Origin of the sequence: Sphingomonas sp., assembly GCF_035490575.1 — a bacterium.
Taxonomy (GTDB): domain Bacteria; phylum Pseudomonadota; class Alphaproteobacteria; order Sphingomonadales; family Sphingomonadaceae; genus Sphingomonas.
Map to the genome: position 1 here is coordinate 1 of NZ_DATJLI010000130.1, position 22,613 is coordinate 22,613.

A 22,613-nucleotide genomic window follows, 5' to 3' on the forward strand; every position below is an offset into this window, starting at 1 on the left:
GCGGCGATATCGCCATTGTCGGCCATGGTCGCGCCGTCGACATGATCGCGCACATGCCGCACGCCCAGCCGCTCGACCGCGTGCCGCCGCAGCAATTCGGCCAGCTTGCCCGCGTCGAGATGATAGGCATAGTTCAACGCGCCCGCATAATCCGGCATTGCGCTCTGACGCGGGGCAAGATGCCGCGCACCGACCAGCGGCTGCGGGCACACCGCCTCGGCAAAGGGCAGGTCGGGCGCCGCCGCGCGCCACGCCGCCACAAGTGCCCGCGCATTGCCCTCCACCGGTGCGATGAACGGATGGAAATAGGCGTCATCGGCGCTCCCGTCGCGCCATCCGACGAACCGCGACCCCTGTTTGAACGAAGCGTCGCAGCCGCGCAGGAAATCGGCCTCGGCAATGCCGATGCGCGACAAGGTGCGGCGCATCGTCGGCCAGGTGCCCTCCCCCACGCCGATCGTGGGAATGTCAGGCGATTCGATCAGCGTGACGCGCACCGGCCGGGCAGCGGCGGGGTCCAACGCGGCGGCGATGCGACAGGCGGAAAGCCAGCCGGCCGTGCCGCCGCCGACGATCACCACATGGGCGATACCCCTGTCCACCGATCCGCTCCTCCGGCTCACGCACATTCGCGCGATTCATCATGTTGGCGCGCGTGTCGTGAAAAGGCCACCCCGCCCTGCGCCGGGGTGGCCCGTTCGATGCCCGATCAGAAAGTGAAGCGCAGCCCGCCCATATACCGGGCGTAACCCGGCTGGGCAAAGGTCACGAACTCCTCCGACCGGCGATGGCCGCGCCGGTTGGCGCCCAGGATGTTGATCCCTTCGGCAAAGACGGTCAGCCCCTGCATGAACTCCCAACTCGCGCTGGCGTCGACCTGACCATAGGCCTCGACATAGGTGGGATCGAACGCGCCGCCGGCGTAGAATTTGTCGCGCCAATTATAGGCGACACGCGCCTGAATGCCGTTCTTGTCGTAATAACCGACGACATTGGCGCTGTCGCTCAACCCGGTCAGCGCGAACTGGCCGATGCTGGGGTTCAGCGTGTTGTTATATTGCGCGTCGCCATTGACGATTGTGTAGTTCACGATGAAGCCAAGGCCCGTGTCCCACAACCGGTGCTGGACGGCGAATTCCCAGCCGTTGATGTTGGCGGTCTGGTCGCTGTTGAACGGCTGGGTGATCTGGAAATTGAACAGATCATCCTCGGGCAGGCCAAAGATGTTGCCCGTCAGGTAATTTACGCCGCCTGCCTCGGTCGTGCCGGTGACTTCGGACGATGCCGGATAATTACGCAGGATATAGTCGCGCACGCGCACCGCATCGGTCGTGCCCAGCGCCGCCACCGCCGCGCGGTAACGCGGGCCGGAGCCGGGATTCCGCAGGTCGAAGGCCGACTGATCGACTTGGGTGCTGCCGATGAAGTTGCTGACATCCTTGTTGAAATAGCCGATCGAGAGATAGCTTTCGCGATCGAAATACCATTCGGCCGAGAAATCGATATTCTTGGATTTGAACGGGATCAGGTTGGGGTTGCCCAACCGGCCCGTGCCGCCGCCGATGCGCGGATTGGTATCCAGCTCCAGCCCGCCCTGCAGGCTGGAATAATCGGCGCGCGTGATCGTGTGGCTATAGGATGCGCGCAGCTTGACGTTGCGAAGCGGTTCGATGTCGAAATCGATCGAGGGCAGCCAGTTTTCGTAACTGCCGCGGAACGTGGTGAAATCCGCGTCAGGCGCAAAGGTCAGCGCAAACTCATTTGCCCCCGTCCAGCGCGCACCCGTCGGCACCGGCACCAGGGCCGAGGATTCCACGTTGGTCTGGTCGTAACGCAGCCCCGCGATGATGTGCGCCGGGTTGTTGAACACGTCGAAACGCGTGTTGAACTGGATATAGGGCGAAATCGTTTTTTCACGGATGCGGCGGTCGGTGGTATAATTGGCGAGGCAGGTGCCTGGTGCCACAACGCCGACCTGCGGGTTTTCGCAGATATTGTAGGTCGAACGCAGCAGCTCGGCCATCTGCTCGAAATTGAAGGTGTAGATCGCCGACGGCAGGCCAGCGCTGCCGTCAAAGCCGCTGAACTTGTCGGGCAGGCTCACGCGCTCGAAGAAATCATCGGGCACGGCGTCGGCGCCGAATGACTGGCCGCGCGGGTCGACGCCGCCCCAGGTTTCGTTCTGGATGAAGCCATAGGCCGAGCGGACCTGATTATCGACAAACGAGAAACCGGCGTCGATGCTGTCGAGAAACGCGCCGTCATGCTCGTAACGACCCTTCAACTGAACCTGATCGAGCGTGTTCTTGAAATAGGCGTTGCGGAACGCATTGCCCGTCGGCGTGATGAGCGCGGGGTTCAGCGCATCGACGCCCGGATACATCGCATAGGACACGACCGGCAGGTCGTTGGTGAAATCGAGCCGCTGCGACTGCACGCCGAAAATCGCACCGCCGATCGAGGTGCTGCTGCCATATTCGTTGGTCGGCTTGGATTCGGCGGTCGAGTGATGCGCGTCGAGCGACACGGTGACATTGCCCGGCGCTTCCCAGGTCAGGTTGCCGCCAAGCGACTTGTTGATCGACTTGTTCGCCGTCAGCGCGCTGGAATAGGACAGGTCCTTGCCCGGCTCGAACTGCTCGGCATAGAAAACCGGGCCGGCATTGGGCCCATCGGTCCATTCGCTCGACGTGTTGCCGAAGTTGAACCAGATGCCGGTGCTGGCGGTGCGCGCTTCGACCTGGTTGCTCGAATAGGTGTAATCGAGCGTCGCGGTCAGGCTGTCGGTCGGCTTGGCCTGCAACACCAGCTGGCCGTTGATGCGTTCACGGTCGATATCGATCAGGCTGTAGCTGGCTTCCTGCGGCACTTCGTAAACATCGCCGGGACCGGGGCGGTTGGTGATCTGATCTGCGCCCGGCATGCCCGGCTGCGGCAGCGAGCCCCAGTTATTCTCTTCTCCAAGAAACCCGTCACGGAATCCGACCGTGGCCGAGTTCACGCTGGCCTGACGGCGCTGATACGCGCCACTCAGCAAAATGCCGAATCGGTCGTCGCCAAAGGTGCTGGACAGGACGCCCGACACTTCCGGCGTGATCGGGCTGCCGTCGTTCCGCGAAGTGTCGAGCACGCCGCGCGCCGCGATCGATCCGCGCATACCCGGCCGGTCGAGCGGGCGCGGGGTGCGGATGTTGATCGTCGAGCCGATACCGCCGGAGGGCACCGCCGCGCGACCGGTCTTGTAAACCTCGACCCCGGCAATGCCTTCGGACGCAAGGTTGGCGAAATCGAACGAGCGCGAGGCCGGCGCGCTGGCGCCGTCGCCCAGCGTCGAGGTCGGCATCTGGCGCCCGTTCAGCGTGACAAGGTTATATTCGGGTCCGAAGCCGCGCACGGTGACGGTCGAACCTTCGCCGTTCGAACGGTCGATCGACACGCCGGTGATGCGCTGTAGCGATTCGGCCAGGTTGGTGTCGGGAAACTTGCCGATATCCTCGGACGAGATCGCATCGACCACGCCCTGCGCGTTACGCTTGATGTCGACCGCCTCACGCAGCGACGCGCGGATGCCGGTGACGACGATTTCCTCGCCGGGCTGTTCGACGGGCGCGCTATCCTGAACCTCGGAAGGGCCGGTATTGCCGACAGTCGCGGCCGCGTCCTGCGCCGATGCGACACCCGGAACCGCGGCCATGGCCACGACCGATGCACTTGCCACGAATCGCGAAATCGAACGAGCCTTGAAGCCCAGCATCCCCGTCCTCCCCATATGTCGCACGGTTAACCGCGTGCTTTGTTGATGGGAACGTTCACTCACGCCGGCGCGGTGGATTGTCAAGCGTTGGCGGTATCATCCGGCACGATCAGCGCCGGCGTGTGACGCGAACGCAACAGGACGTTTGGGAACGTTCCCGGCTTGCCCTTTCTTGCAGTCCAACGCCGCATTTGCGGTTCTGCGACGACACAGGGACGCCGCGCCCCCATCGGTGCGGGCGGGCGTTGCGGAAAGGCTGTCCCGCGATGGCCGCCAGGATCGCTTACCTTTGAGCACGGGAGCGTGATAACCCGCGCGTGATGCGCGCGCCCGCTCTCCCCCGTCGTTCCACTGTCTTCCTCGCGCTTTATGCGCTGGCGAGCGCGGGAGGGGTCATTGCCTATCTGCCGCTGTTATCGCTGTTGCTGCCGCTCAGGATCGAAGCGGTGATGGGCGACGCGCGCATCGGCTATGCCGCCATCGTGGCGATCGTCGGCGCGGTGGTGGCAAGCGGCGCGAACATCCTGTTCGGCTGGGCCAGCGACCGGTCGGTTGCGCGCGGGCGCGGGCGGCGCGGATGGGTGGCGTTCGGCATCGCCGCGCTCGCCCTTGCCTATCCGCTGGTCGCGATGGCGGCAACACCTGCCGCCATCCTGTTGGCGGTGATCGGCGTGCAACTGGCCGCGAACGCGCTGCTCGCGCCACTGCTGGCGATCATGGCCGATGAGATCCCCGACGCGCAAAAGGGCGTGGCCAGCGGCTTGCTGGCGGTCGGCCCACCATTGGGATCGGCCTTTTCGGCGCTGCTGATCGCCGCCCCCGGCCTGAACGAAGTGAGCCGCATCGCGGTCGTTCCGCTGGGCGTCGCGCTGTGCGTCGGCCCGTTCCTGATGACGCGCGGCGTGCGCGTGAAGGCGACCGTGACCGCCGCCACTCGCCCGCTGGACCGCCGCGACCTGGCAGTCGCATGGATCGCGCGGTTGCTGGTGCAATTGTCGGGCAGCGTGCTGACGCTTTACCTGCTTTATTACTTCCAGTCGCTGGCGACCGGCGCGGCGCGGGTTGGCGTGGCCGGGCAGGTCGGCGTGCTGATGACGCTTGCTTATGTCCTGTCGCTGCCCGCCGCCATCGCGATCGGCCGCCTGTCGGATCGGACCGGGCGACGAAAGGCGATCCTGTTCGGCGCAGCGACGATCGCCGCCGCCGGGCTGGCGACGATGGCGGCCGCCCCCGGCATGATGGTCGGCGCGGTCGGCTATGCCCTCTATGCCGTGGGGTCGGCGGTGTTTCTGGCGCTGCATTCGGGCTTTGCGATGCTGCTGCTGCCCAATCCGCGCCACCGGGGCCGCGATCTGGGCATCATCAACCTGACCAATACCGCGCCGTCGCTGATCGGCCCGGCGCTGGCGTGGAGCCTGGCGACGCCCGACGATTTCACCCGCGCGCTGCTGGCGCTGTCGCTGCTGACGCTGGCGGGCGGCGGCGCGATCCTGGCGGTGCGCGGCCGCGATCAGGGCGCGCGCCAGTAACGGACATGGTCGATCGACAGGCGCATCGGAAAGGCGGCGTCATCGATCCCCTGCTTGCCGCCCCAGTCGCCGCCGACCGCCAGGTTCAGGATCAGGTGATAGGGCCGGTCGAACGGCCACGCCCCCTTGTCGCCCGGCTGGTCGTTGGTGACGCGCATATAGGCACGGCCATCGACGCCGATGGTGATCGAATCGGGCCGCCAGTCGAGCTGATAGTCGTGGAACGCGGTGCAGGCCGTCGGAATCCGCTTCTGCGCGCCGCGCTGGGTGCCTTTGGCGTGATTGTAACTGCCCGAATGCAGCGTGGCGTGGATGACATTGGCGTCCCAGCCGACCATTTCCATGATGTCGATCTCGCCCATGTCGGGCCAGTTGCCGCCTTGCGGCAACAGCCAGATCGCCGGCCAGCCGCCGCGTTCGCATGGCAGCTTGGCGCGCACTTCATAAAATCCATAACCCATGGGCTGGCGCGAGACGAGCTTGGCCGAGCTGTAGCCCTGCCCGCCCCAGTCGGGGAACCGCGCCTTGTCCAGCGTCTCGCGCCGCGCCTCGATCACCAGCGCGCCGTTTTCGATGCGCGAATTTTCGGGCCGTGCCTCGGCATAATATTGGCGTTCGTTGTTGAACCAGCCCTTCTCGTTGAACGCAGTGTCGAAGCGCCATGTCGCGCGATCGACCGTCCGTCCGTCGAACTCGTCGGCGATGGTCGGCGGCGCGGTGGGCGGCGTCATCGGCGCATCGGCGGCATAGTTGGTGGCCCCCAGCGACGTGACTTGCAGCGCGATTGCGAACAGGCTCATCCTTCATCCTCCCCGGTCGTTGTTTTGCCTTCTTTCTAACGGCTCTTTGCGCCAGCGTCGAACGCGCGCGCTGGCCCGATGCGACGTGTCCGTGCATAAGCACCGGCAAAGGGGAGACCGCCATGCACGATCAGCCGACGACCGCCGCCCCCGAGACGACCGACGGCGAAGCGATCCTGCGCCGCATCAGCCGCCGCCTGATGCCGCTTTTGTGCGTGATGTATCTGATCGCCTATATCGACCGCCAGAACGTGTCCTATGCCAAGCTGGAGATGGTGGGCGCGCTGGGCCTGTCGGAAGCGGCCTATGGCTTGGGCGCAAGCCTGTTCTTCCTGGGCTATTTCCTGTTCGAAGCGCCCGCCAACATGATCCTGGCGCGGGTCGGCGCGCGGCTGTGGTTCGCGCGGATCATGGGCACGTGGGGACTGGTGACGATCGCACTCGGCTTCACGCAGAATGCAACGATGTTCTACGTGCTGCGCTTCCTGCTGGGCGTGGCGGAGGCGGGCTTCTTTCCCGGCGTCCTCTACATGCTGACGCTCTGGTATCCGCAGGCGCGCCGCGCGCAGATGGTCGGCTGGTTCATGATCGCCAGCGCCATCGCCAATGCCGTCGGTTCGCTGGTCGGCGGTGCCTTGCTCGAACTGGGCGGGATGGGCGGTCTGGCGGGTTGGCAATGGGTGTTCCTGGCCACCGGCCTGCCTGCCGTCCTGCTGGTGCCGGTCGTGCTGATGGCGCTGCCCAGCACGCCCGCCGAGGCCCGGTTCCTGAGCGACACGGACAAGCAATGGCTGTCCGCCCAGCTCGATGCCGAACCCAAACAGGCGGTCGAGGGGTCGGCATGGCGCGCGCTGCTCGACCGGCGCGTGATCGTGCTGGCGACGCTGTATTTCGGGATGCCGCTGGGTGCCTATGGTCTGAGCTACTGGCTGCCGACGATCGTCAAGGGATTTGGCGCGTCGAACATCGAAAACGGACTGCTCAACGTCATTCCGTGGCTGTGCGTCGCGGTCGCCTTGTGGGCGGTGCCGCGCCACGGCGCGCGTTATGGCGCGACGCGGTGGCACATTGTCGGCCCGATGCTGGTCGCCGCCGCCGCGCTGATGGGCAGCGTGCTGCTGCCCGGCGCCGCGATCAAGTTCGCCTGTCTGTGCGTCGCCGCCGCCGCCGTGTTTGCCGGGCAACCGATGTTCTGGAGCGTGCCGCAGCGGCTGCTGACCGGCGCGCACGCCGCCGCCGGGCTGGCGGCGATCAACTCGGTCGGCAATCTGGGCGGCTTCGTCGCGCAGAACATCGTGCCCGCGGTGCGCGACGCGACAGGCAGCAATCTGGCGCCGATGGCGCTGCTGTCGGGGGCACTGGCGCTGTCGGCAGCGGGCTTTTTCCTGTTCCTGCCGGGGATCGAGCGACATCGGCAGCCCTCAGCGCATTGACTGTCACACAAACAAGCGAATATCCTATAGGAAATAAGGGGTGGGAGAGAGCATGATGTCCGGCAATCGGCGCTCGATATGCGCGCATCGCTGCGTGGTAGCGCCAACATCGCGCGCGATCGGCATCGCATTCCCTTCCCGCTTCACCGTCATTTGCCGGAGCATCCCATGTTGATCGACCGCAGAACCGCGCTGGCGGGCATTGTCGGCGTGTTCGGCGCCAGCCTGTTCGCGCCCATCGCGCGCGCCGCCGAATATATTCCCAATCCGGTCATCAATACCGGCCCCCCCGCTCCCGTCTTCACGCCCGCGCAGCGCGCGCTGGTCGCGGCGCTCAGCGAACGCGTGATGCCGACCACCGATACGCCGGGCGCGATTGCCGCGGGCGTGCCCGATTATATCGAGCACATGATGGGCGACTGGGCGATCAACGACGATCGCGACCTGATCCTGGGCGGCCTTGCCGCGATCGACGCGCGCGCCGTGGCCGATTACGGCACGCCCGCGGTCAAGGCGTCCCCGGCGCAACAGGACGCACTGCTGCGGCTGGCGATGGGCGACGGCATCCCCGGCGGCGCGCCCTTTTTCGAAGCGTTCCGGCAACTCGTCGTCACCGGCTATTACACGTCGGAGGTCGGCATCACGCAGGAGCGGCATTACCTGCCCGTTCCCGGCGATTATGACGGCGCCTATCCCTATGCGAAGGTCAAGCGCATCTTCTCGTCCTAGCGGCCGTGCGCCGCCGCGCCATCCGACCGTTCCGAACCCCTTCAGATTCGACAGGCAATTCTCATGGCAGCAACTGACCGCTTCGACGCAATCGTCATCGGCTCCGGCGTAAGCGGTGGCTGGGCCGCCAAGGAGCTGACCGAAAAGGGGCTGCGCGTCCTGATGGTCGATCGCGGCCGGATGGTCGAACATGGGGAGGATTATCCCTTTGACGGGAAATCGGCCTACGAAATCCCGGCGCGCAACCGGATGCCCGCCGCGCTGGTCAAAAGCGATTATTTCGCGCTGAACGGCTGGGTTCAGCCCGCGACGCAGCCGTTTTTCATCAACGACCGCCTCAACCCCTATGATTACGACGCGCCCAGGAAGTTCAACTGGGTGCGCCCGTCGGTTGTCGGCGGCAAGTCGCTGACCTGGGGCCGGTGGAGCTTTCGCTGGGGTCCCAACGACTTCGAGGCCAACAAGCGCGAAGGCATCGGCATCGACTGGCCGATCCGCTACGGCGATGTCGAGCCATGGTATCGCTATGTCGAGAATTATATCGGCGTGTCGGGCGGGCGCGAAAACCTGCCCTATCTGCCCGACAGCGAGTTCATGCCGCCCTTTCCGATGAACGTCGCTGAGGAATGGCTGAAGGAACGGCTTGAGCGCGAATTTCCCGGCCGCAAGCTGATTAACGCCCGGCTGAGCAACATTACCGAGGACAAGCCCGAACAGAACCGCACGCGGTGCCAGAAGCGCGCGCAGTGCGACCGGGGTTGCAGCTTCGGCGCCTATTTCTCGACCCAGGCGGTCACGCTGCCCGCCGCACGCGCCACCGGGCGGCTGACGCTGCGTTCGGATACCTGGGTGACGAACATCGAATATGATCCCACGCGCAAGCGGGTGACGGGCGTGCGGATGGTCGACGCCAATACCGGCGTGGCCGAAGTCGTGCCCGCGCGCATGGTGTTCCTGTGCGCCTCGACCGGCAGTTCGCTGCACATCCTGCTCAATTCGCGGGCGCCGGACAGCCAGCGCAGCTATTTCCATTCGAACGGCGCGCTGGGCAGCGCGGTGATGGACCATATCTTCAAGGTCGGCGTCTCGGGCGAGATTCCGGGCATGACCGACTATGTCGAATATGGCCGGCGGCCGGGCGGCGTCTATGTGCCGCGCTTCCGCAACCTCGATGCCGAGGATCTGCCGTTCAAGCGCGGCTATGGCTATCAGGGTGGCGCCAGCCGCAGCGCCCCGGCACCCCAGGGGTTCGGCGCCGAAATGAAGCACGGCATGCGCGAATATGGCCCATGGCGCTTCAACATGAGCGCGTTCGGCGAATGCCTGCCCTATGACGACAATCGCGTGCTGCTCAATTTCGACAAGACCGACCGTTTCGGCACGCCGCTGCTGCGTTTCGACATGCAGTTCCGCGACAACGAGATCAAGATGATGGACGATGCCCAGGCGCAGGGCGAGATCATGTTGCGTCAGGCCGGGTTGCAGAATGTGCGAAGCTGGCGCGGCGCGCATATTCCGGGCGAGGCGATCCACGAAATGGGCGGCGCGCGCATGGGGCATGATCCCGCCACATCGGTGCTGAACAAATGGAACCAGGCGCATGACGCGCCCAATTTGTTCGTCACCGACGGGTCACAGATGACGTCGGTATCGTGTGTCAATCCGTCGCTGACCTTCATGGCGATGACCGCGCGCGCGGCCGATCATGCGGTCAGGGAGATGAAGGCCGGCACGATCTGATCGGCGGGCAGCTATCGGCGGCGGCGGCGCCACCACAAGCGGATGCCGCTCCACCACAACAGGATCGTCACCGCGCCGCCCAGACTGACCGCAATGCGGCCCGGCGCACCGGCGGCGTGGCCCGAATGCAGCGCATATTGCCACGCGAAAAAGGCGTCGCCGGCGCTGTCGCCGCGATCGTGCCGCGCGCCCATAATCTGCCCCGTGGCGGCCGAGACATAGGTCCATAGCCGCCCCTGATTGTCCACATCGCGCGGGTCGAAGGTGCGGATCGCATACAGACCCTGTTGCAGCATCGGTCGCACGCTGTGCACCGCGCGGCCACCTTCGCTCACACGCGCAACCGCTTGATCGAGCGTGACGTTCGGGGCGGCCGGATCCGCCTGCCTCGGCAAATGCTCGTGCAGCCGTTCGTTCACCGGCGACACCAGCCGCACCGCCTCGCGCGTCGTCTCCGGCCAGGCGAGCGTCAGGCCGGTCAGCGCCAGCGTCGCGGTCAGCGGCCATGCCCACATGCCCTTGGCGCGGTGCCAGTCGAACAGCCGCCGCAGCGAACCCGATCGCCCCGCCAGCCCGAACGCATCGCGCCACCGCTCCCCACGTGGGAACGACAGGACCAGCCCGACCCCATGATCGGCCAGCCACAACAGCGCGATCAGGCCCAGCAGCCAGGCCGCCACCGGGCCAAGCAGCAGGTCGGTGTGGACGCCGTAGATCAGATCCATCAAATGCCGCCGGTCGAGGCGCAACGCGCCCGATTCGCGCCACCCGGCGACCGCGCCCGTCGCCGGATCGGCAAAGACCTGCACGCCGATCGACGCCCCATCGTCGCCGCGCGCGCGCCCGATCAGCCAGTGCGTCCGCCCCGGCTCACCCGCCAGTTGCACCTGCCGCGCCTCAAACCCCGGCAATGCCGCTTCGGCATGTGCCAGCACGCTCGCCAGCGGCGCAGGGGGCGCCTGGCTGACGGCCACCCGCCGCAGATCGGGGTTCAGCGCGGTGTCGATCTCGTCATACCATGCGATTGCGATACCCGTCAGGCTGAGCAGCACCAGCCACAGCCCCGCGCCCAGCCCGAACCAGCGATGCCACAGCCTCAGCGCTTGGCGGCGCCCGCGCATCCGATCAGAAGCGCACGGCGGCGGTCAGGCGGACATTGCGCCCCGGCTCCGGCAGGCCCGCGACGATTTCGTATCCGGGAATGCCGCTGTAATCGGCGACGCTGGCATGGGCGCGATATTGCAGGTCGAACAGGTTATAGACCGCGGCCTGCAACTCCAGCATCTCGGTCCCGAACGGCTGCCAGCGCGCGAACAGGTCGACCACGGTATAGCCGGGCTTGTCGACTGTGCGCGTGCCGTCGATAAAGCCCAGTTCGGTCTCGCGGAACAGCACCTCGATATCGTTCAGGTCCTCGAACCGCGTCATGCTCGCCTGAAAGCTGAGCGAGGGCGAGGGCGCATAGCCGGCGGTCACGTTCCAGTTGTCGCCCATCGAATTGCCCAGCGCGATCTGTTCATAACCCTCGATCCGGTTGCCGTTCAGGCGCGAATCATAATGATTGTAGAAACCGTCGATCGAGAAGGGGCCGGTTGTGTAGCCGGCGCGCAGCTCGACGCCCTCTGAGCGGAAACGACCGATGTTTTCATAGTATACGCCGCCTTCCAGCGGCTGTCCCGGCGCCGGGCGGCGCGTGCCGAGCTGGTCGAGGATCACATCGTCGATCGTCATGTCGAAATAGGCTGCCGATGCCCGGAATCCGGCGGCGGCATAGCTGACGCCCGCCTCGATATTCTCGACGCGTTCAGGGACCAGGCCGGGCTGGAGCGTCAGGCGGCCGGGCCGCTGTTCGAGCGTGAAGGCGTCGCCGATCTCCTTGCCGCGAAACGCCTCGGCATAGCCGGCATTCAGCTTCAGCCCCGGCAGCACCTCAAGCTGCGCGCCCGCGTTCAGGCTTAGCCCGTCGCTGTCGGTCGCCTCGCCATAGGTCAGCAGATTGACGTCATAGGCGTCATATCGCGCGCCGAAGCTGAGCAGCAGCGGCTCGATCACCTGCCAGTGATCCTGGATATACAGGCCCATCAACCCGCCGCGCTCCTCGAACCGGCCGACCGCCGGGTCCCAGGCCCAGGGCTGCCACATCGCCGCGTCGCCCAGATACCGGCTGACCACGCGGTCGTTGCGATGTTCGAACCCGGCGATCACGTCATGCCCACCGCTTTGCAGCCGCCCGCGCACGTCGAAGCCATAGGTTTCGATCTCTGCCCCATACAGGCCCCAGCGGTCGTAACGGTCCTGCGTGAACTCCGAACGCGTCCAGTATCCGGTGGCCTCGACACCGATGCCGTCGGGTCCCTGATAGCCGTAATTCAGGATCGCGGTCTGGCGCTGGCCCTCGGCGGGGAACAGGTCGGCGCCTTCAAGGACAGGCCAGTTCGGCCGTTGCCCGAACGCGCCCTGTTCGTCGCGCATCTCATAGCTGGCGCTCAGCCGGTGCCCGCCGCCCAGTTCGCCGCCGACCTTGACGAAGCCCAGTTCCTGCGTGGCCGACGTGCCGAGCAGCTCGTCCCCGTCACCATCGCGGAAGTTTTCGCGGTCGGTGCGGACATAGGATCCGAGAACGCCGATATCGCCGGTCAGCCGCGCGAACAGCGTGCCCGACACCTTGTATCCGTCGTTCGAGAACCAGCCTGCCTTGGCGATGCCGCCGATCGACTGGCCGGGCCGCAACAGGTCGTTGGGATCACGCGTGCGAAAGCGGACCGCACCGCCGACCGCGCCGAACCCCGACGTCGCTTCGCCCGCGCCCGCCTGCACATCGACCGATTCGAGCAGCTCCGGCTCGATGGTTACGCGGCCGACATGATGGAACAGCGTGCCGCGCTGCGGCGCACCGTCGATCGTGACGTTGAGCAGCGAATCCTCAAGGCCCCGCACATAAATTTTCTGGGCGATGCCCAGCGACCCGCCGACCGAGACCGACGGCACCTGTCGAAACAGGTCGGCCAGGTCATTGGCCTGGGTCAGTTCGATGCGGTCGCGGTCGATCGCCACATCGGTCAGCGCGCCGACGACGACGATCTCATGCTCCAGCGCGCGTTCGGGCTGCGGGCAATCGTCGCGGGTCGCTTCGCACGGCGTTGCCGCCGCGTCCTGCGCCAGCAGCGGGGCGTGCGGAATCAACGCCGCCGCCGCCACGCCAAACAACAAAGTCCTTTGCATCATGCCCTCCCTGCCACGGAAGCGCGCCTAGATGCTGTTGAGAGTTATTGTCAATAGCATTCGCGGATGCCTACACGACATGGATACCGCGTCTAACGACGTTGAATGTCGACCCGCACTAGTTCGGTTCGACCACGATTCGCGGCAACGTCGTAATCGGCTCGACGGTAATCGACCGGAACCAGGTTTCTGCACCCTCGGACTGGAGCTGGATACGCCCATGCGTCAGCGGCGTTCGGGAACCGTCCGGGGCGATCGTCGCCAGATCGCGCACTTCGGCAACCGGCACGCCGTTCACGACATGCACCGCATGATCGCCGACGACGTAGAGGTCGAGAATATTCCATTCGCCGACCGGCCGCTCGGCGTCGGTCGCGGCCTCGACGTTCCAGGTGGGACTGCCGTTCACGATGTCGATCTCTCGCCCGCCGGCGCGAAAGCGAAGATGGGGTGCGGCCAGCGACGGGTCGTAGGTCACATCGGTATGTCCCCGCACCTTGCCGCCGACGGCGACGATCATGCCCGTCGATCCGGTCATGATCTCGAATTCGGTCGATGGCCGCCAGGTGCCGAACACTTCGCCGGGCCTGCCATGCGTATGATAGAGCAACCCGTTGTTGCGCGGCAGCTTTTCCCGCGGCGCCCAGGTTCTCGCGCCCCATTTGAACTCAAGGCGAAGGTGATAATCGCGAAGATCGGCGCGGTGGACCAGACTGCCCCATGTCTCGCCCTTCACCCAGATCGCGGGCGCACCGTCGACGCTGCGAACCGCGAAGTCGCCACTGGTGTCCCGGCTGACGCCGATCGGCGTTGCGCCGGGGCGATCCTGATAGGTGATGGATGGGTCGGCATAGCCAAGCCAGGGTTCCCAGCCTGTCAGGCTGGCACCATCGAACAGCGAAATCCGCTCGCCCGTCGGCGCGGGCAGATCGGTCAGGGTCAGCCGCTGCGGCGCCGTCACCGGCTCTCCCGCGATCATGCGCGCCTGCTCGGTCGAACGCTGGGTGGCGGCGGGCGCGCCGATGGCAAGAAGCGCCATGAATATCTGGTAATGCCCCATTATCGCTCCCCCGCCGCCGTCCCTGTTCGATCATGGCGCATTAAAATGGCGCTGTCGCTAGCGCTTTGACCCAGTCGCCACCCGCGCCTCACGCCGCATCGGGCGCCCGCACCGTCCTTGGACGACCGGGGCCGCAATCCAGCATGTCGCGATCCCAACCCGCCCCCTGGGCCGCCGCCTCATAAGTGGAGACCAGAAACGCCATCAGCGCCGCATCGGGATCGTCCGCCGATCGCACCGCATCATAAGGCAGCACGAACTCCGAAAGCGCGTCGTGCCACAATGCCGCGTCGGGACGGACCGATGCGCTGCGAAACCCGTTCGGCGCCGGATAAGCATAGGCGTAGAAAGCCGGATAATCGATGCCGTTGCCGCCCGGCCAGAAACCCGCCGACGAAACCTCCCGGTCATATGCCTCTCTCGCCACGTCGTCGGGCAAGGACGGGATGCCGCCGGCATGAAGCGGCGCGCGACGCCCCGAAAAGCGCGTGACCGCCAGGTCCAGCGCGCCCCAGAACAGATGCACCGGGCTGGACTTGCCGAGAAAGGACGTCCGAAACGCCTTGAACACGCGATCGATCGACATCAACGCCCGGTGGAACCGCTCGACAGCCTCGCGATCATATGGGCGATCCCGATGATCGTCTTGAAACGGCACCGGATATGGCACTTCGTTCGGCGATCCGTCGAACGTCGGATCGCCGCCCAGCGCCGTCACAAGCCCCACAAAGTCCGCGTGGAACTGCGCGACCGTTGTCGGACGCAGCGCGAACGCGGCGGTGCGCCCCTCGCCGTTCACGCCATCAATGCGGTGGGCATGGAAATTGAACGTGATCTCGATGTCGCTGGCATCGGGGATCGGCGACGTCGTCAGGCCGACCGGGGTCACATAGAATGTGGCGTTCCACGAATGGTTGAGCCAGGGGCTGTGCGCCAGCCGGTATTTTCCGACGATCTGCAGATAGAGATGAAGCGCCGAGCACGTCTCACGCCAGTCGCCATAGTCGAGTTCGGGCCATCTGTTCGTCATCTGCGTCTCCTGTGACAACATGCCTGAGTCGCGATCTTGTCGCGGTCGGACGGTCGGTGGATGTGACGACGCTACGCGATTGCCCGGCGATTCCGGAAGTCCGTAAACCGCGACACGGGGTCGCGGCCAGCGGAACGGCTGTATCCCGCCATGGCATCGGGCACGTCGCCCCAGCACCAGTTAGGATCGATATCCGACGACCATGTGACAATCCCGTTCGCGGCAGGCCCCCGCAAAGGCCTCGTCACCTTGGCCAGCAGCGTCGCCTGGTCGAACGGCGGCGCCCCGTTTCCCTGGGCACGCACTGGCGACCCGATGAGGGGCATCATCCCGTCCGATCATGTTCGCGCAATCTTCGCCTGCTTCTGGAGGTCGGCATCTGATCCTCCGGGAGGAGGACCGATGATCGCACGAACAAAGCAGGAGATCTGATTATGCGGCAACGCCCACTGGCAACTCGACTGTCGCCCCTTGTCCTTGCGCTGCTGGGCGCAAGCCTTTCGGCATGTATGTCGAGCGCGGAGCGGCGACATGTCAATCTGCAAGAGGATGCGGGCACCTGCGCCCGTTTCGGGTCCCGCTACGGCTCGCCGGCCTATGGCGACTGTATGCTCGCCCAGCAACGTCGGCGCGATGTGAAGCAGCTTGAATCACTCGAAAAGGCGCGGATGGCCTCGGAACTCGCCAAAAACGGACAGATCATGGCGGAACGGGCGCGCAGGGACCGTTGCCGTCGCAATCCCGATCGTCGGGAGTGCGGGCGGTGAGGTGCGCGGCCATCGCTTCGCCCGCGCCGACCGCTTGCAAGCAGGTGGCAGCCCTTGACTAGCTGCCCGGCATTCACCCGTCCGAGCGGGCGTGACGGGTCCGAGCGACGGTCCAGATCGAAGTCGACCGGCACCGACAGAGCGCTGATCCGGGCATCGACGACCAGGATCGTTCCCGATGCCGGGGGCAGCGCAGCCGGCCCGATGCGTTTCGGTCTCGTTGAGTGCGATGCGCTCGTTGCAGGGGTGCGCGCTGCCGAAGCCGCGCTGGACCGCGCCGGCGTCTCGGGTGTGCTCAGACTGTTCGACGGTTCGCGTTCGCCAGCCCATGATGATCGAAAGCTCGAAATGCTATGCGCCTATGCGGAATTGCGTCGCGCCTTGTTCCGGCGCTTCCGGGTCCTGACGGCGGACTGTCTGGTGTCTGCGGGATATTCGCAGCAGCAGGTCGAGCAGATCGACGCGTTGATCGATGCGCTCGCGGCGGGCGTCGATCCATGATCCGACCCGATGTTCGAGGTGCAGCTTGCGGATATTGATCGTTGAGGACGAAGCCGAACTTGCCGGCGCCCTGCGCTCGATCCTTGAGCGAGAGCATTTCATCGTCGATCATGTCGAAAGCATGGCGATGGCACGGGAAGCGGTGCTGTCGGGCTCCTATGACCTGATCCTGCTGGACCGCAACCTGCCTGACGGAGAAGGGCTCACGCTGATGTCGGCATTGCGACGGCACAATTCCGGGCTGGCGGTGATCGTGCTGAGCGCACACGGCGAAATCGAAGATCGCGTCACCGGACTGGACGGCGGCGCCGACGATTATCTCGTCAAGCCGTTCGCTGCCGACGAACTGCTCGCCCGCATTCGCGCGATCCGGCGGCGCCCGGCGGAAATGGGGCCTGAAGAGATCGCCGTGGGTGCGCTGATCTTTGATCTGACGAACGACGAAGCCAGGGTCGGCACCCAGCGCCTCGACCTCGCGCGGCGGGAAATGCGGGTTCTATCGGCGCTGATAAAGCGGCACGGCCGCACGGTCCTGCGTGAAGTGCTGGAACAGGCGGTATTCGGGTTCGACGACGAAATCCAATCCAATACGCTTGATGCACATGTGTCCCGGCTGCGACGCAAACTTTCGGATGCGAATGCGAATGTCGGGATACATCCGGTTCGGGGCGTCGGCTATCTGTTGAGGGCGATCAATTGAAGAGACGTGCTCCTTCTCTAAAACGTCCGCTCATCATTCAGCCGCTGATCTTTCAGCTCGTCACGCTGCTGATAATGTGCACGGTGTTCATGGCGCTGGCCATCCGCGCGGACGTGGGCGGCCTGTATACCGACGAATCGATCACGCCGATCATCGCCGATGCCGTCGTTCGGAGCGGCGATGGCGGCCTGGCCATTCGGATGACCGAGCAGTTGGCCCGGTTGCAGGCCGAAACACCCGATCTTTGGTTCGTCGCGGAAGATAAAGCGGGCCGGCGCATCACCCATGGCAGGATACCCGATCAATATGCGTCGCTGATGGGGGTGCTGCAAACGGTCGGCTACGCACATCTCCGCGACAGCGCCCCGCCCTACCGGCTATCCGCCGTCATCCGTCGGGAAATGTCGGCGGCGGGGCCGATCACGATCCTGGGTCATGGCAAGCTGACGGGTCTGACCTTCGTCGTTTTCATGGCGTCAAACATCGTCGTCATACCCATCTTCGCCATATTCGTGGCGATCTCGTTGCTGCTTATTCCCTGGATCGTTCGACGCTCGCTCGCAGGGGTTAAGCGGATCGCGGCGGAGGCTGAGAAGATCGATCCCGATCAGCGTGGCTGGCGGCTGAGCGACGCGCAGGTACCAAGTGAGATCGCGCCGCTCGTCAAGGCCGTGAACGACGCGCTTTGCCGGCTGGACGAGGGCTATGAGCGTCAGCGGCGCTTCATCGCATCCGCCGCGCATGAACTACGCACGCCGATCGCCATTCTGCGCGCCAAAATCGATGCGTCGAACCAGTCCGAAACGCGGCGATTGAGCGCCGATGTCGACCGGCTGGCGAACCTCGCCGAACAGCTTCTCGACCTCCAGCGCGTCGAGACAAACCGCAAGGAGCAGACGGTCGATCTCGCCTCGCTGGCACGCGCGGTTGCGGGTGATCTTGCGCCGCTGGTGATCGCGCAGGATCGTTCGATCGCAGTCGAGATCGACGCGCCCGAAACGGTGCTGTCGGATCCGGGCGCCATAGAACGGGTGTTGGTCAGCCTGGCCCAGAACGCGATGGAGCATGGTGGTCCGCGTATCGTCATCCGCGTCGTCGGATCGACGCTCGAGGTCGAGGATGATGGCCAGGGCATTCCCGCTGACGAGCGGTCGAACGTCTTCGAACCCTTTTACCGGCTCCGGCCGAGGACCACGGGCGCCGGGCTGGGTCTCAATCTCGTGCGGCAGATCGTCGAGCGGTTGCGCGGTCGGGTGTCGATATCGAGCGCCGTGCCAAGCGGGACGATCGTGCGAATCCACTTGCCGCCGCACCAACACACGTGAAGCGAGCAGCGGAAGCTGGCCCGGCAGTCAGGACAAGTCCGCGATGTTGACCGGTGCTTCGCTTCCCCCTGCATGGTCGATGTGACGAGGCCAGCCTTGCCGGAAGGCTGCTCACCGAACAAGCCTGAGCCGATCGGCGGGCGGGGCCGCGATACGGCGAACTGCTCGCGCAAGTTGCTTGGCCCGCACTTCGCCGGCACTTGCGGACATCACCATCGCCTCAGGCCGCGAACGCTGAAGCCGGAATGGCGTAAAGCGCGTCGGCACGGGCGGTGGCCGCCGCCTTCAACCCCATCGCTTCCGGCACGATCTGTTCGACATAGAAGCGCGCGACCGCCTGTTTCTGGGCCAGGAAATCGGCATCGCCATCGGCCGCTGCCGCGATGCGGCCCTGTCGCTCCATCAGCCAGCCACAGGTCGCGACCGACACCATGGTCAGGAAGGGGTAGGACGCCGCCAGCCGGTCATCGGCATCGGCGGTCATCAACTGCCGGCCCACCTCCTCGCACGCGTCGATCAGCGCGAGCAGCCCGGCATCGCGGGCATCGGCGCGCATATCGGCAATGTGCGACAGGAATACCCCGCCATTGTCGAGGCCCAGTTTGCGCCCGACCAGATCGGCGGCCTGGATGCCGTTGGTGCCCTCGTAAATCGGGGTGATGCGTGCGTCGCGGAAATGCTGGGCGGCGCCGGTTTCCTCGATATAGCCCATGCCGCCATGCACCTGGATGCCCAGGCTGGCGACTTCGTTGCCGATGTCGGTGCCATGCGCCTTGGCCAGCGGGGTCAGCAGGTCGACGCGCTTGCGCGCATCACCGTCGCCCAATGTCGCGCGATCGACCTTGCCCGCCGCCAGATAGACCAAGGCGCGCGCGGCCTGTGTCTGCGCCTTCATCCGCATCAACATGCGGCGCACATCGGGATGCTCGATGATCGCCACCGGCTGTCCGCCGCGCGCGCCCTGCACCCGGTCGCGGGCATAGGCGACGGCGCGCTGCGTCGCGCGTTCGGCGACCTGCACGCCCTGCAACCCGACATTCAGCCGCGCATTGTTCATCATCGTGAACATCGCCGCGATCCCGCCGCCTTCATGTCCGATCAGTTCGCCGTGGCACGCGCCATCGTCGCCGAACGACAGCACGCAGGTGGGCGATGCGTGCAGTCCCATCTTGTGTTCGATCGACACGACGCGGATGTCGTTGGCCGCGCCCGGCGTGCCGTCATCCGATAACCGGTATTTGGGGACCAGGAACAGGCTCAGGCCCTTGGTCCCGGCGGGCGCGCCGGGGGTGCGGGCCAGGACCAGATGCACGATCTGATCGGTCAGGTCGTGGTCGCCGAAGCTGATATAGATCTTGGTGCCGGTGATCGACCAGCGGCCATCGCCCAGCGGTTCGGCACGAGTGCGAAGCGCGCCGACATCGCTGCCCGCCTGCGGTTCGGTCAGGTTCATCGTGCCCGTCCAGGCACCGCTCGACAGATGCGGCAGCCATGTCGCCTGCTGTTCGGGGGAGCCGTGGTGCATCAGCGCCTCGATCGCGCCGACGGTCAGCGTCGGGCACAGCGCCAGCCCCATATTGGCGGTGCCCAGCGTCTCCAGCACCGCGCTGGCGATGGCGAAGGGCATTGCCTGTCCGCCATGGTCGGCGGGCGCGCCGATCGTGCCCCAGCCGCCTTCGACATAAGCCTGATAGGCGGCGCGAAAGCCGTCGGGCATCACCACGCCTTCGCCCGACAGCCGCGCACCCACAGTGTCGCCCGCGCGGTCCAGCGGCGCCCATTCGCCCGCGGCAAAGGCGCCCGCGCCGTCCAGCACCGCCTCCACCATGTCGGGGGTCGCATGGCCAAAGCGTTCGCTGTCCGCCAGCGCGTCGACGCCGGCGATATGGGTCAGCACGAAACGCTGTTCGGCGGTGGCGGGGATGAAGCTCATCGATCCTCTCTTGTCGTGCTTTTGCCCGCGATATAGCGGGTTTGGGGTGCCATATCCAAACCCGCCCTTCGTCACCCGGACCTTACGCTACGGCGATGCGGGCGCGCTGGACGAAGCGGCGCGGGTGATCGCCGATGGCGGCTGCGTCGCGGTGCCGACCGAGACGGTTTACGGCCTTGCCGCCGACGCGACCGATTCGCGCGCGGTCGCGGGCATCTATGCGGCCAAGGGTCGGCCAAGCTTCAATCCGCTGATCGTGCATGTCGCCGACCTGGCCGCAGCGCGCGCCATCGCGCATGTGGGTGCCGCGGCACAGGCGCTTGCCGCGCGCTGGTGGCCGGGGCCGCTGACCATGGTGCTGCCGCTGCGCGCCGATGCCGGGATCGCCGCGCTGGTCACGGCGGGGCTGGCGACCGTCGCCGTGCGCGTGCCCGCGCACCGGGCGATGCAGGCGCTGCTGGCGGCGAGCGGGCGTCCGCTCGCCGCGCCTTCGGCCAATGCCAGCGGCGCGATCAGTCCCACGCGCGCCGAACATGTCACGGTCAGCCTTGGCGGGCGCATCCCGCTGATCCTCGACGACGGGGCGACACCGGCGGGGATCGAGTCGACGATTGTCGATGTGGCGCGTGGGCTGGTGCTGCGGCCGGGGCCGGTCGACCGTGCCGCACTGGGGCTGGCGCGCGCGGTCGATGACGGGACCATCACCGCGCCGGGGCAGCTTGCCAGCCATTATGCGCCGGGCAAGCCGGTGCGGCTGAACGCCGTGGCGGCGCGGGCGGGTGAATGGCTGATCGGTTTCGGGCCGGTGACGGGCGATGACACGCTGTCGGCGAGCGGCGATCCGGTGGAAGCGGCGGCGCGGCTGTTCGATGCGCTGCACCGCGCCGATGCCAGCGCCGCCCGCGCCATCGCGGTCGCGCCCGTGCCGATGGAGGGCTTGGGCGAAGCGATCAACGACCGGCTGGCACGCGCCGCTGCCTGAGCGACGTTTCAGTCGCACAGCAGCGCGTCGGCCTCGCTCTGTCCCAAACCCTCGGCCTGGCCGCGCGTGACCACGCCGGTGACAGCCACGTCCATCGTCACATTGCCCAGCGTGCGGATGATGTCGGGCATTGTCTCCACCGCGACCAGCAGCGCCAGCGGCTCGATCGGCACGCCCATGGCCAGCGCGATCGGCGCGATCGAGGAGACAAAGCTGATCGTGCCGGGCAGGCTGACCGCGCCCAGCGTCGTGATCGCCGCGGCGGCGATGCCGATCGCCACCTGTTCGGGGCCGAGCTGCATCCCGAACACATGCGCGACATACAGCGCGACCGAGATGTTCATGGCCGGACCGGTGAAGCGAAAGATCGCGACCGCCAGCGGCAACACCACGCCCGACGCCGCGACCGGCAGCTTCAGCGCCTCGGCGCCCCGCAGCATTGCGGGCAGCGAAGCGAGGCTCGACTGGGTGCTGATCGCCACTGCTTGGGCAGGCGACGTCGCGCGCAGAAAGTCGCGCAGCCGGACCCGCGCGGCGAACATGGCGGTCGGATAGGCGAGCAGCCAGATCAATATGCCCGTGCCCGCGACGATCGCGACATAGTGCACCAGCGCGCCGAACGCCGCCGTCCCCGCCTTTGCCCCGACGACAAAGGCCAGCGCGAACACGCCTAGCGGCGCCAGCCACAGCACCCATCCGATCATCACCAGCATCGCATCCGCCACCGCCTGGAAAAAGCGCGTCAGCAATTCGCGCGGCTCGGCAGGCAGGCGCGTCAGGGCAAAGGCAAAGGTGGTGGTGAACACGATCAGCGGCAGGAACGCATCCTCCGCCGCCGCCGATACCGGGTTGGTCGGCACCATCGCGACCAGAAACTCGGAAAAGGGCGGCACTTCGCCCACGGGCGCGGCACCGGCGAAACTGGCCTTGAGCGCCGCCCCCGCCTGTGCGCCCAGCGGGAACAGGTCGAGCAGCGTCAGCGTGAACAACGCGCCCAGTGCGGAGGATGTCCACAGGCAGATCATGAAAACCAGGATCGCCCGCCCCGCCAACCGGCTTGCGCGCGCCGCCCGCGCGGTCGCCGCGACGCCCGTTACCAGTAGCGCAA

At 66.2% G+C, this 22,613-nt stretch carries 17 protein-coding genes; 8 read left to right on the forward strand and 9 right to left on the reverse strand.

The window, feature by feature from the left end:
• Together VL973_RS09780 and VL973_RS09785 are read right to left on the reverse strand one after the other, a co-directional pair.
• On the reverse strand, nucleotides 1-602 hold a 602-nt coding region (locus VL973_RS09780; RefSeq protein WP_325283833.1), incomplete at its 3' end, for a tryptophan 7-halogenase.
• 107 nt (nucleotides 603-709) lie between these two features.
• Nucleotides 710-3,694 (reverse strand): TonB-dependent receptor, encoded by a 2,985-nt coding sequence (locus VL973_RS09785; RefSeq protein ID WP_325283834.1) that lies wholly within the window; start codon nucleotides 3,692-3,694, stop codon nucleotides 710-712.
• 380 nt (nucleotides 3,695-4,074) lie between these two features.
• Here VL973_RS09785 and VL973_RS09790 point away from each other — a divergent pair, with 380 nt between their 5' ends.
• Entirely contained in the window at nucleotides 4,075-5,283 is a 1,209-nt protein-coding gene (locus VL973_RS09790; protein WP_325283835.1) for an MFS transporter, read from the forward strand.
• Here VL973_RS09790 and VL973_RS09795 read toward each other — a convergent pair.
• The gene (locus VL973_RS09795) at nucleotides 5,265-6,083 is read right to left on the reverse strand and encodes a glycoside hydrolase family 16 protein (RefSeq protein ID WP_325283836.1); all 819 of its coding nucleotides are present in this window, start codon (nucleotides 6,081-6,083) and stop codon (nucleotides 5,265-5,267) included. The two genes, VL973_RS09790 and VL973_RS09795, sit on opposite strands and share 19 nt — an antisense overlap.
• Nucleotides 6,084-6,205: 122 nt before the next feature.
• Between VL973_RS09795 and VL973_RS09800 the strand changes: the two genes are divergently transcribed.
• From VL973_RS09800 to VL973_RS09810, 3 genes are all read left to right on the forward strand, one after another.
• Complete coding sequence (locus VL973_RS09800; protein ID WP_325283837.1) at nucleotides 6,206-7,516, forward strand: MFS transporter; 1,311 nt, start codon at nucleotides 6,206-6,208, stop codon at nucleotides 7,514-7,516.
• Nucleotides 7,517-7,684: 168 nt separating this feature from the next.
• Complete coding sequence (locus tag VL973_RS09805; RefSeq protein WP_325283838.1) at nucleotides 7,685-8,245, forward strand: gluconate 2-dehydrogenase subunit 3 family protein; 561 nt, start codon at nucleotides 7,685-7,687, stop codon at nucleotides 8,243-8,245.
• 63 nt (nucleotides 8,246-8,308) lie between these two features.
• Nucleotides 8,309-9,985 carry a GMC family oxidoreductase gene (locus tag VL973_RS09810; protein ID WP_325283839.1) on the forward strand — a complete coding sequence of 559 codons (1,677 nt, stop codon included), beginning with the start codon at nucleotides 8,309-8,311 and terminating at the stop codon, nucleotides 9,983-9,985.
• Nucleotides 9,986-9,996: 11 nt separating this feature from the next.
• Here VL973_RS09810 and VL973_RS09815 read toward each other — a convergent pair whose 3' ends face one another.
• The 4 genes from VL973_RS09815 to VL973_RS09830 all read right to left on the reverse strand — a co-directional run bounded on the left by VL973_RS09815 (nucleotide 9,997) and on the right by VL973_RS09830 (nucleotide 15,297).
• The gene (locus tag VL973_RS09815) at nucleotides 9,997-11,106 is read right to left on the reverse strand and encodes a PepSY-associated TM helix domain-containing protein (protein ID WP_325283840.1); all 1,110 of its coding nucleotides are present in this window, start codon (nucleotides 11,104-11,106) and stop codon (nucleotides 9,997-9,999) included.
• 4 nt (nucleotides 11,107-11,110) lie between these two features.
• The gene (locus tag VL973_RS09820; RefSeq protein WP_325283841.1) at nucleotides 11,111-13,207 is read right to left on the reverse strand and encodes a TonB-dependent receptor domain-containing protein; all 2,097 of its coding nucleotides are present in this window, start codon (nucleotides 13,205-13,207) and stop codon (nucleotides 11,111-11,113) included.
• Nucleotides 13,208-13,325: 118 nt separating this feature from the next.
• Entirely contained in the window at nucleotides 13,326-14,246 is a 921-nt protein-coding gene (locus VL973_RS09825; RefSeq protein ID WP_325283842.1) for a 3-keto-disaccharide hydrolase, read from the reverse strand.
• A 109-nt stretch (nucleotides 14,247-14,355) separates the two neighbouring features.
• On the reverse strand, nucleotides 14,356-15,297 hold the full coding sequence (locus tag VL973_RS09830) for a DUF5996 family protein (protein WP_325283843.1): 942 nt from the start codon (nucleotides 15,295-15,297) through the stop codon (nucleotides 14,356-14,358).
• Between the two features lie 971 nt (nucleotides 15,298-16,268).
• Between VL973_RS09830 and VL973_RS09835 the strand changes: the two genes are divergently transcribed.
• Genes VL973_RS09835 through VL973_RS09845 form a run of 3 tightly spaced genes read left to right on the forward strand, consistent with a single transcriptional unit; the run spans nucleotide 16,269 to nucleotide 18,590 of the window.
• Nucleotides 16,269-16,565, forward strand: a complete 297-nt coding sequence (locus VL973_RS09835) for a hypothetical protein (RefSeq protein ID WP_325283844.1) — start codon at nucleotides 16,269-16,271, stop codon at nucleotides 16,563-16,565.
• Entirely contained in the window at nucleotides 16,537-17,265 is a 729-nt protein-coding gene (locus VL973_RS09840) for a response regulator transcription factor (RefSeq protein WP_325283845.1), read from the forward strand. The genes VL973_RS09835 and VL973_RS09840 overlap by 29 nt, the downstream gene beginning before the upstream one ends.
• Nucleotides 17,262-18,590: a sensor histidine kinase gene (locus tag VL973_RS09845; protein WP_325283846.1), complete on the forward strand. Its 1,329-nt coding sequence runs from the start codon at nucleotides 17,262-17,264 to the stop codon at nucleotides 18,588-18,590. Before VL973_RS09840 ends, VL973_RS09845 begins: the two co-directional genes overlap by 4 nt.
• Nucleotides 18,591-18,810: 220 nt before the next feature.
• Here the strand turns inward: VL973_RS09845 and VL973_RS09850 are convergent, their stop codons facing one another.
• Nucleotides 18,811-20,523 carry an acyl-CoA dehydrogenase family protein gene (locus tag VL973_RS09850; protein WP_325283847.1) on the reverse strand — a complete coding sequence of 571 codons (1,713 nt, stop codon included), beginning with the start codon at nucleotides 20,521-20,523 and terminating at the stop codon, nucleotides 18,811-18,813.
• A 46-nt stretch (nucleotides 20,524-20,569) separates the two neighbouring features.
• Between VL973_RS09850 and VL973_RS09855 the strand changes: the two genes are divergently transcribed.
• Nucleotides 20,570-21,505: an L-threonylcarbamoyladenylate synthase gene (locus VL973_RS09855; RefSeq protein ID WP_325283848.1), complete on the forward strand. Its 936-nt coding sequence runs from the start codon at nucleotides 20,570-20,572 to the stop codon at nucleotides 21,503-21,505.
• An 8-nt stretch (nucleotides 21,506-21,513) separates the two neighbouring features.
• Here the strand turns inward: VL973_RS09855 and VL973_RS09860 are convergent.
• On the reverse strand, nucleotides 21,514-22,613 hold a 1,100-nt coding region (locus VL973_RS09860; RefSeq protein WP_325283849.1), incomplete at its 5' end, for a dicarboxylate/amino acid:cation symporter.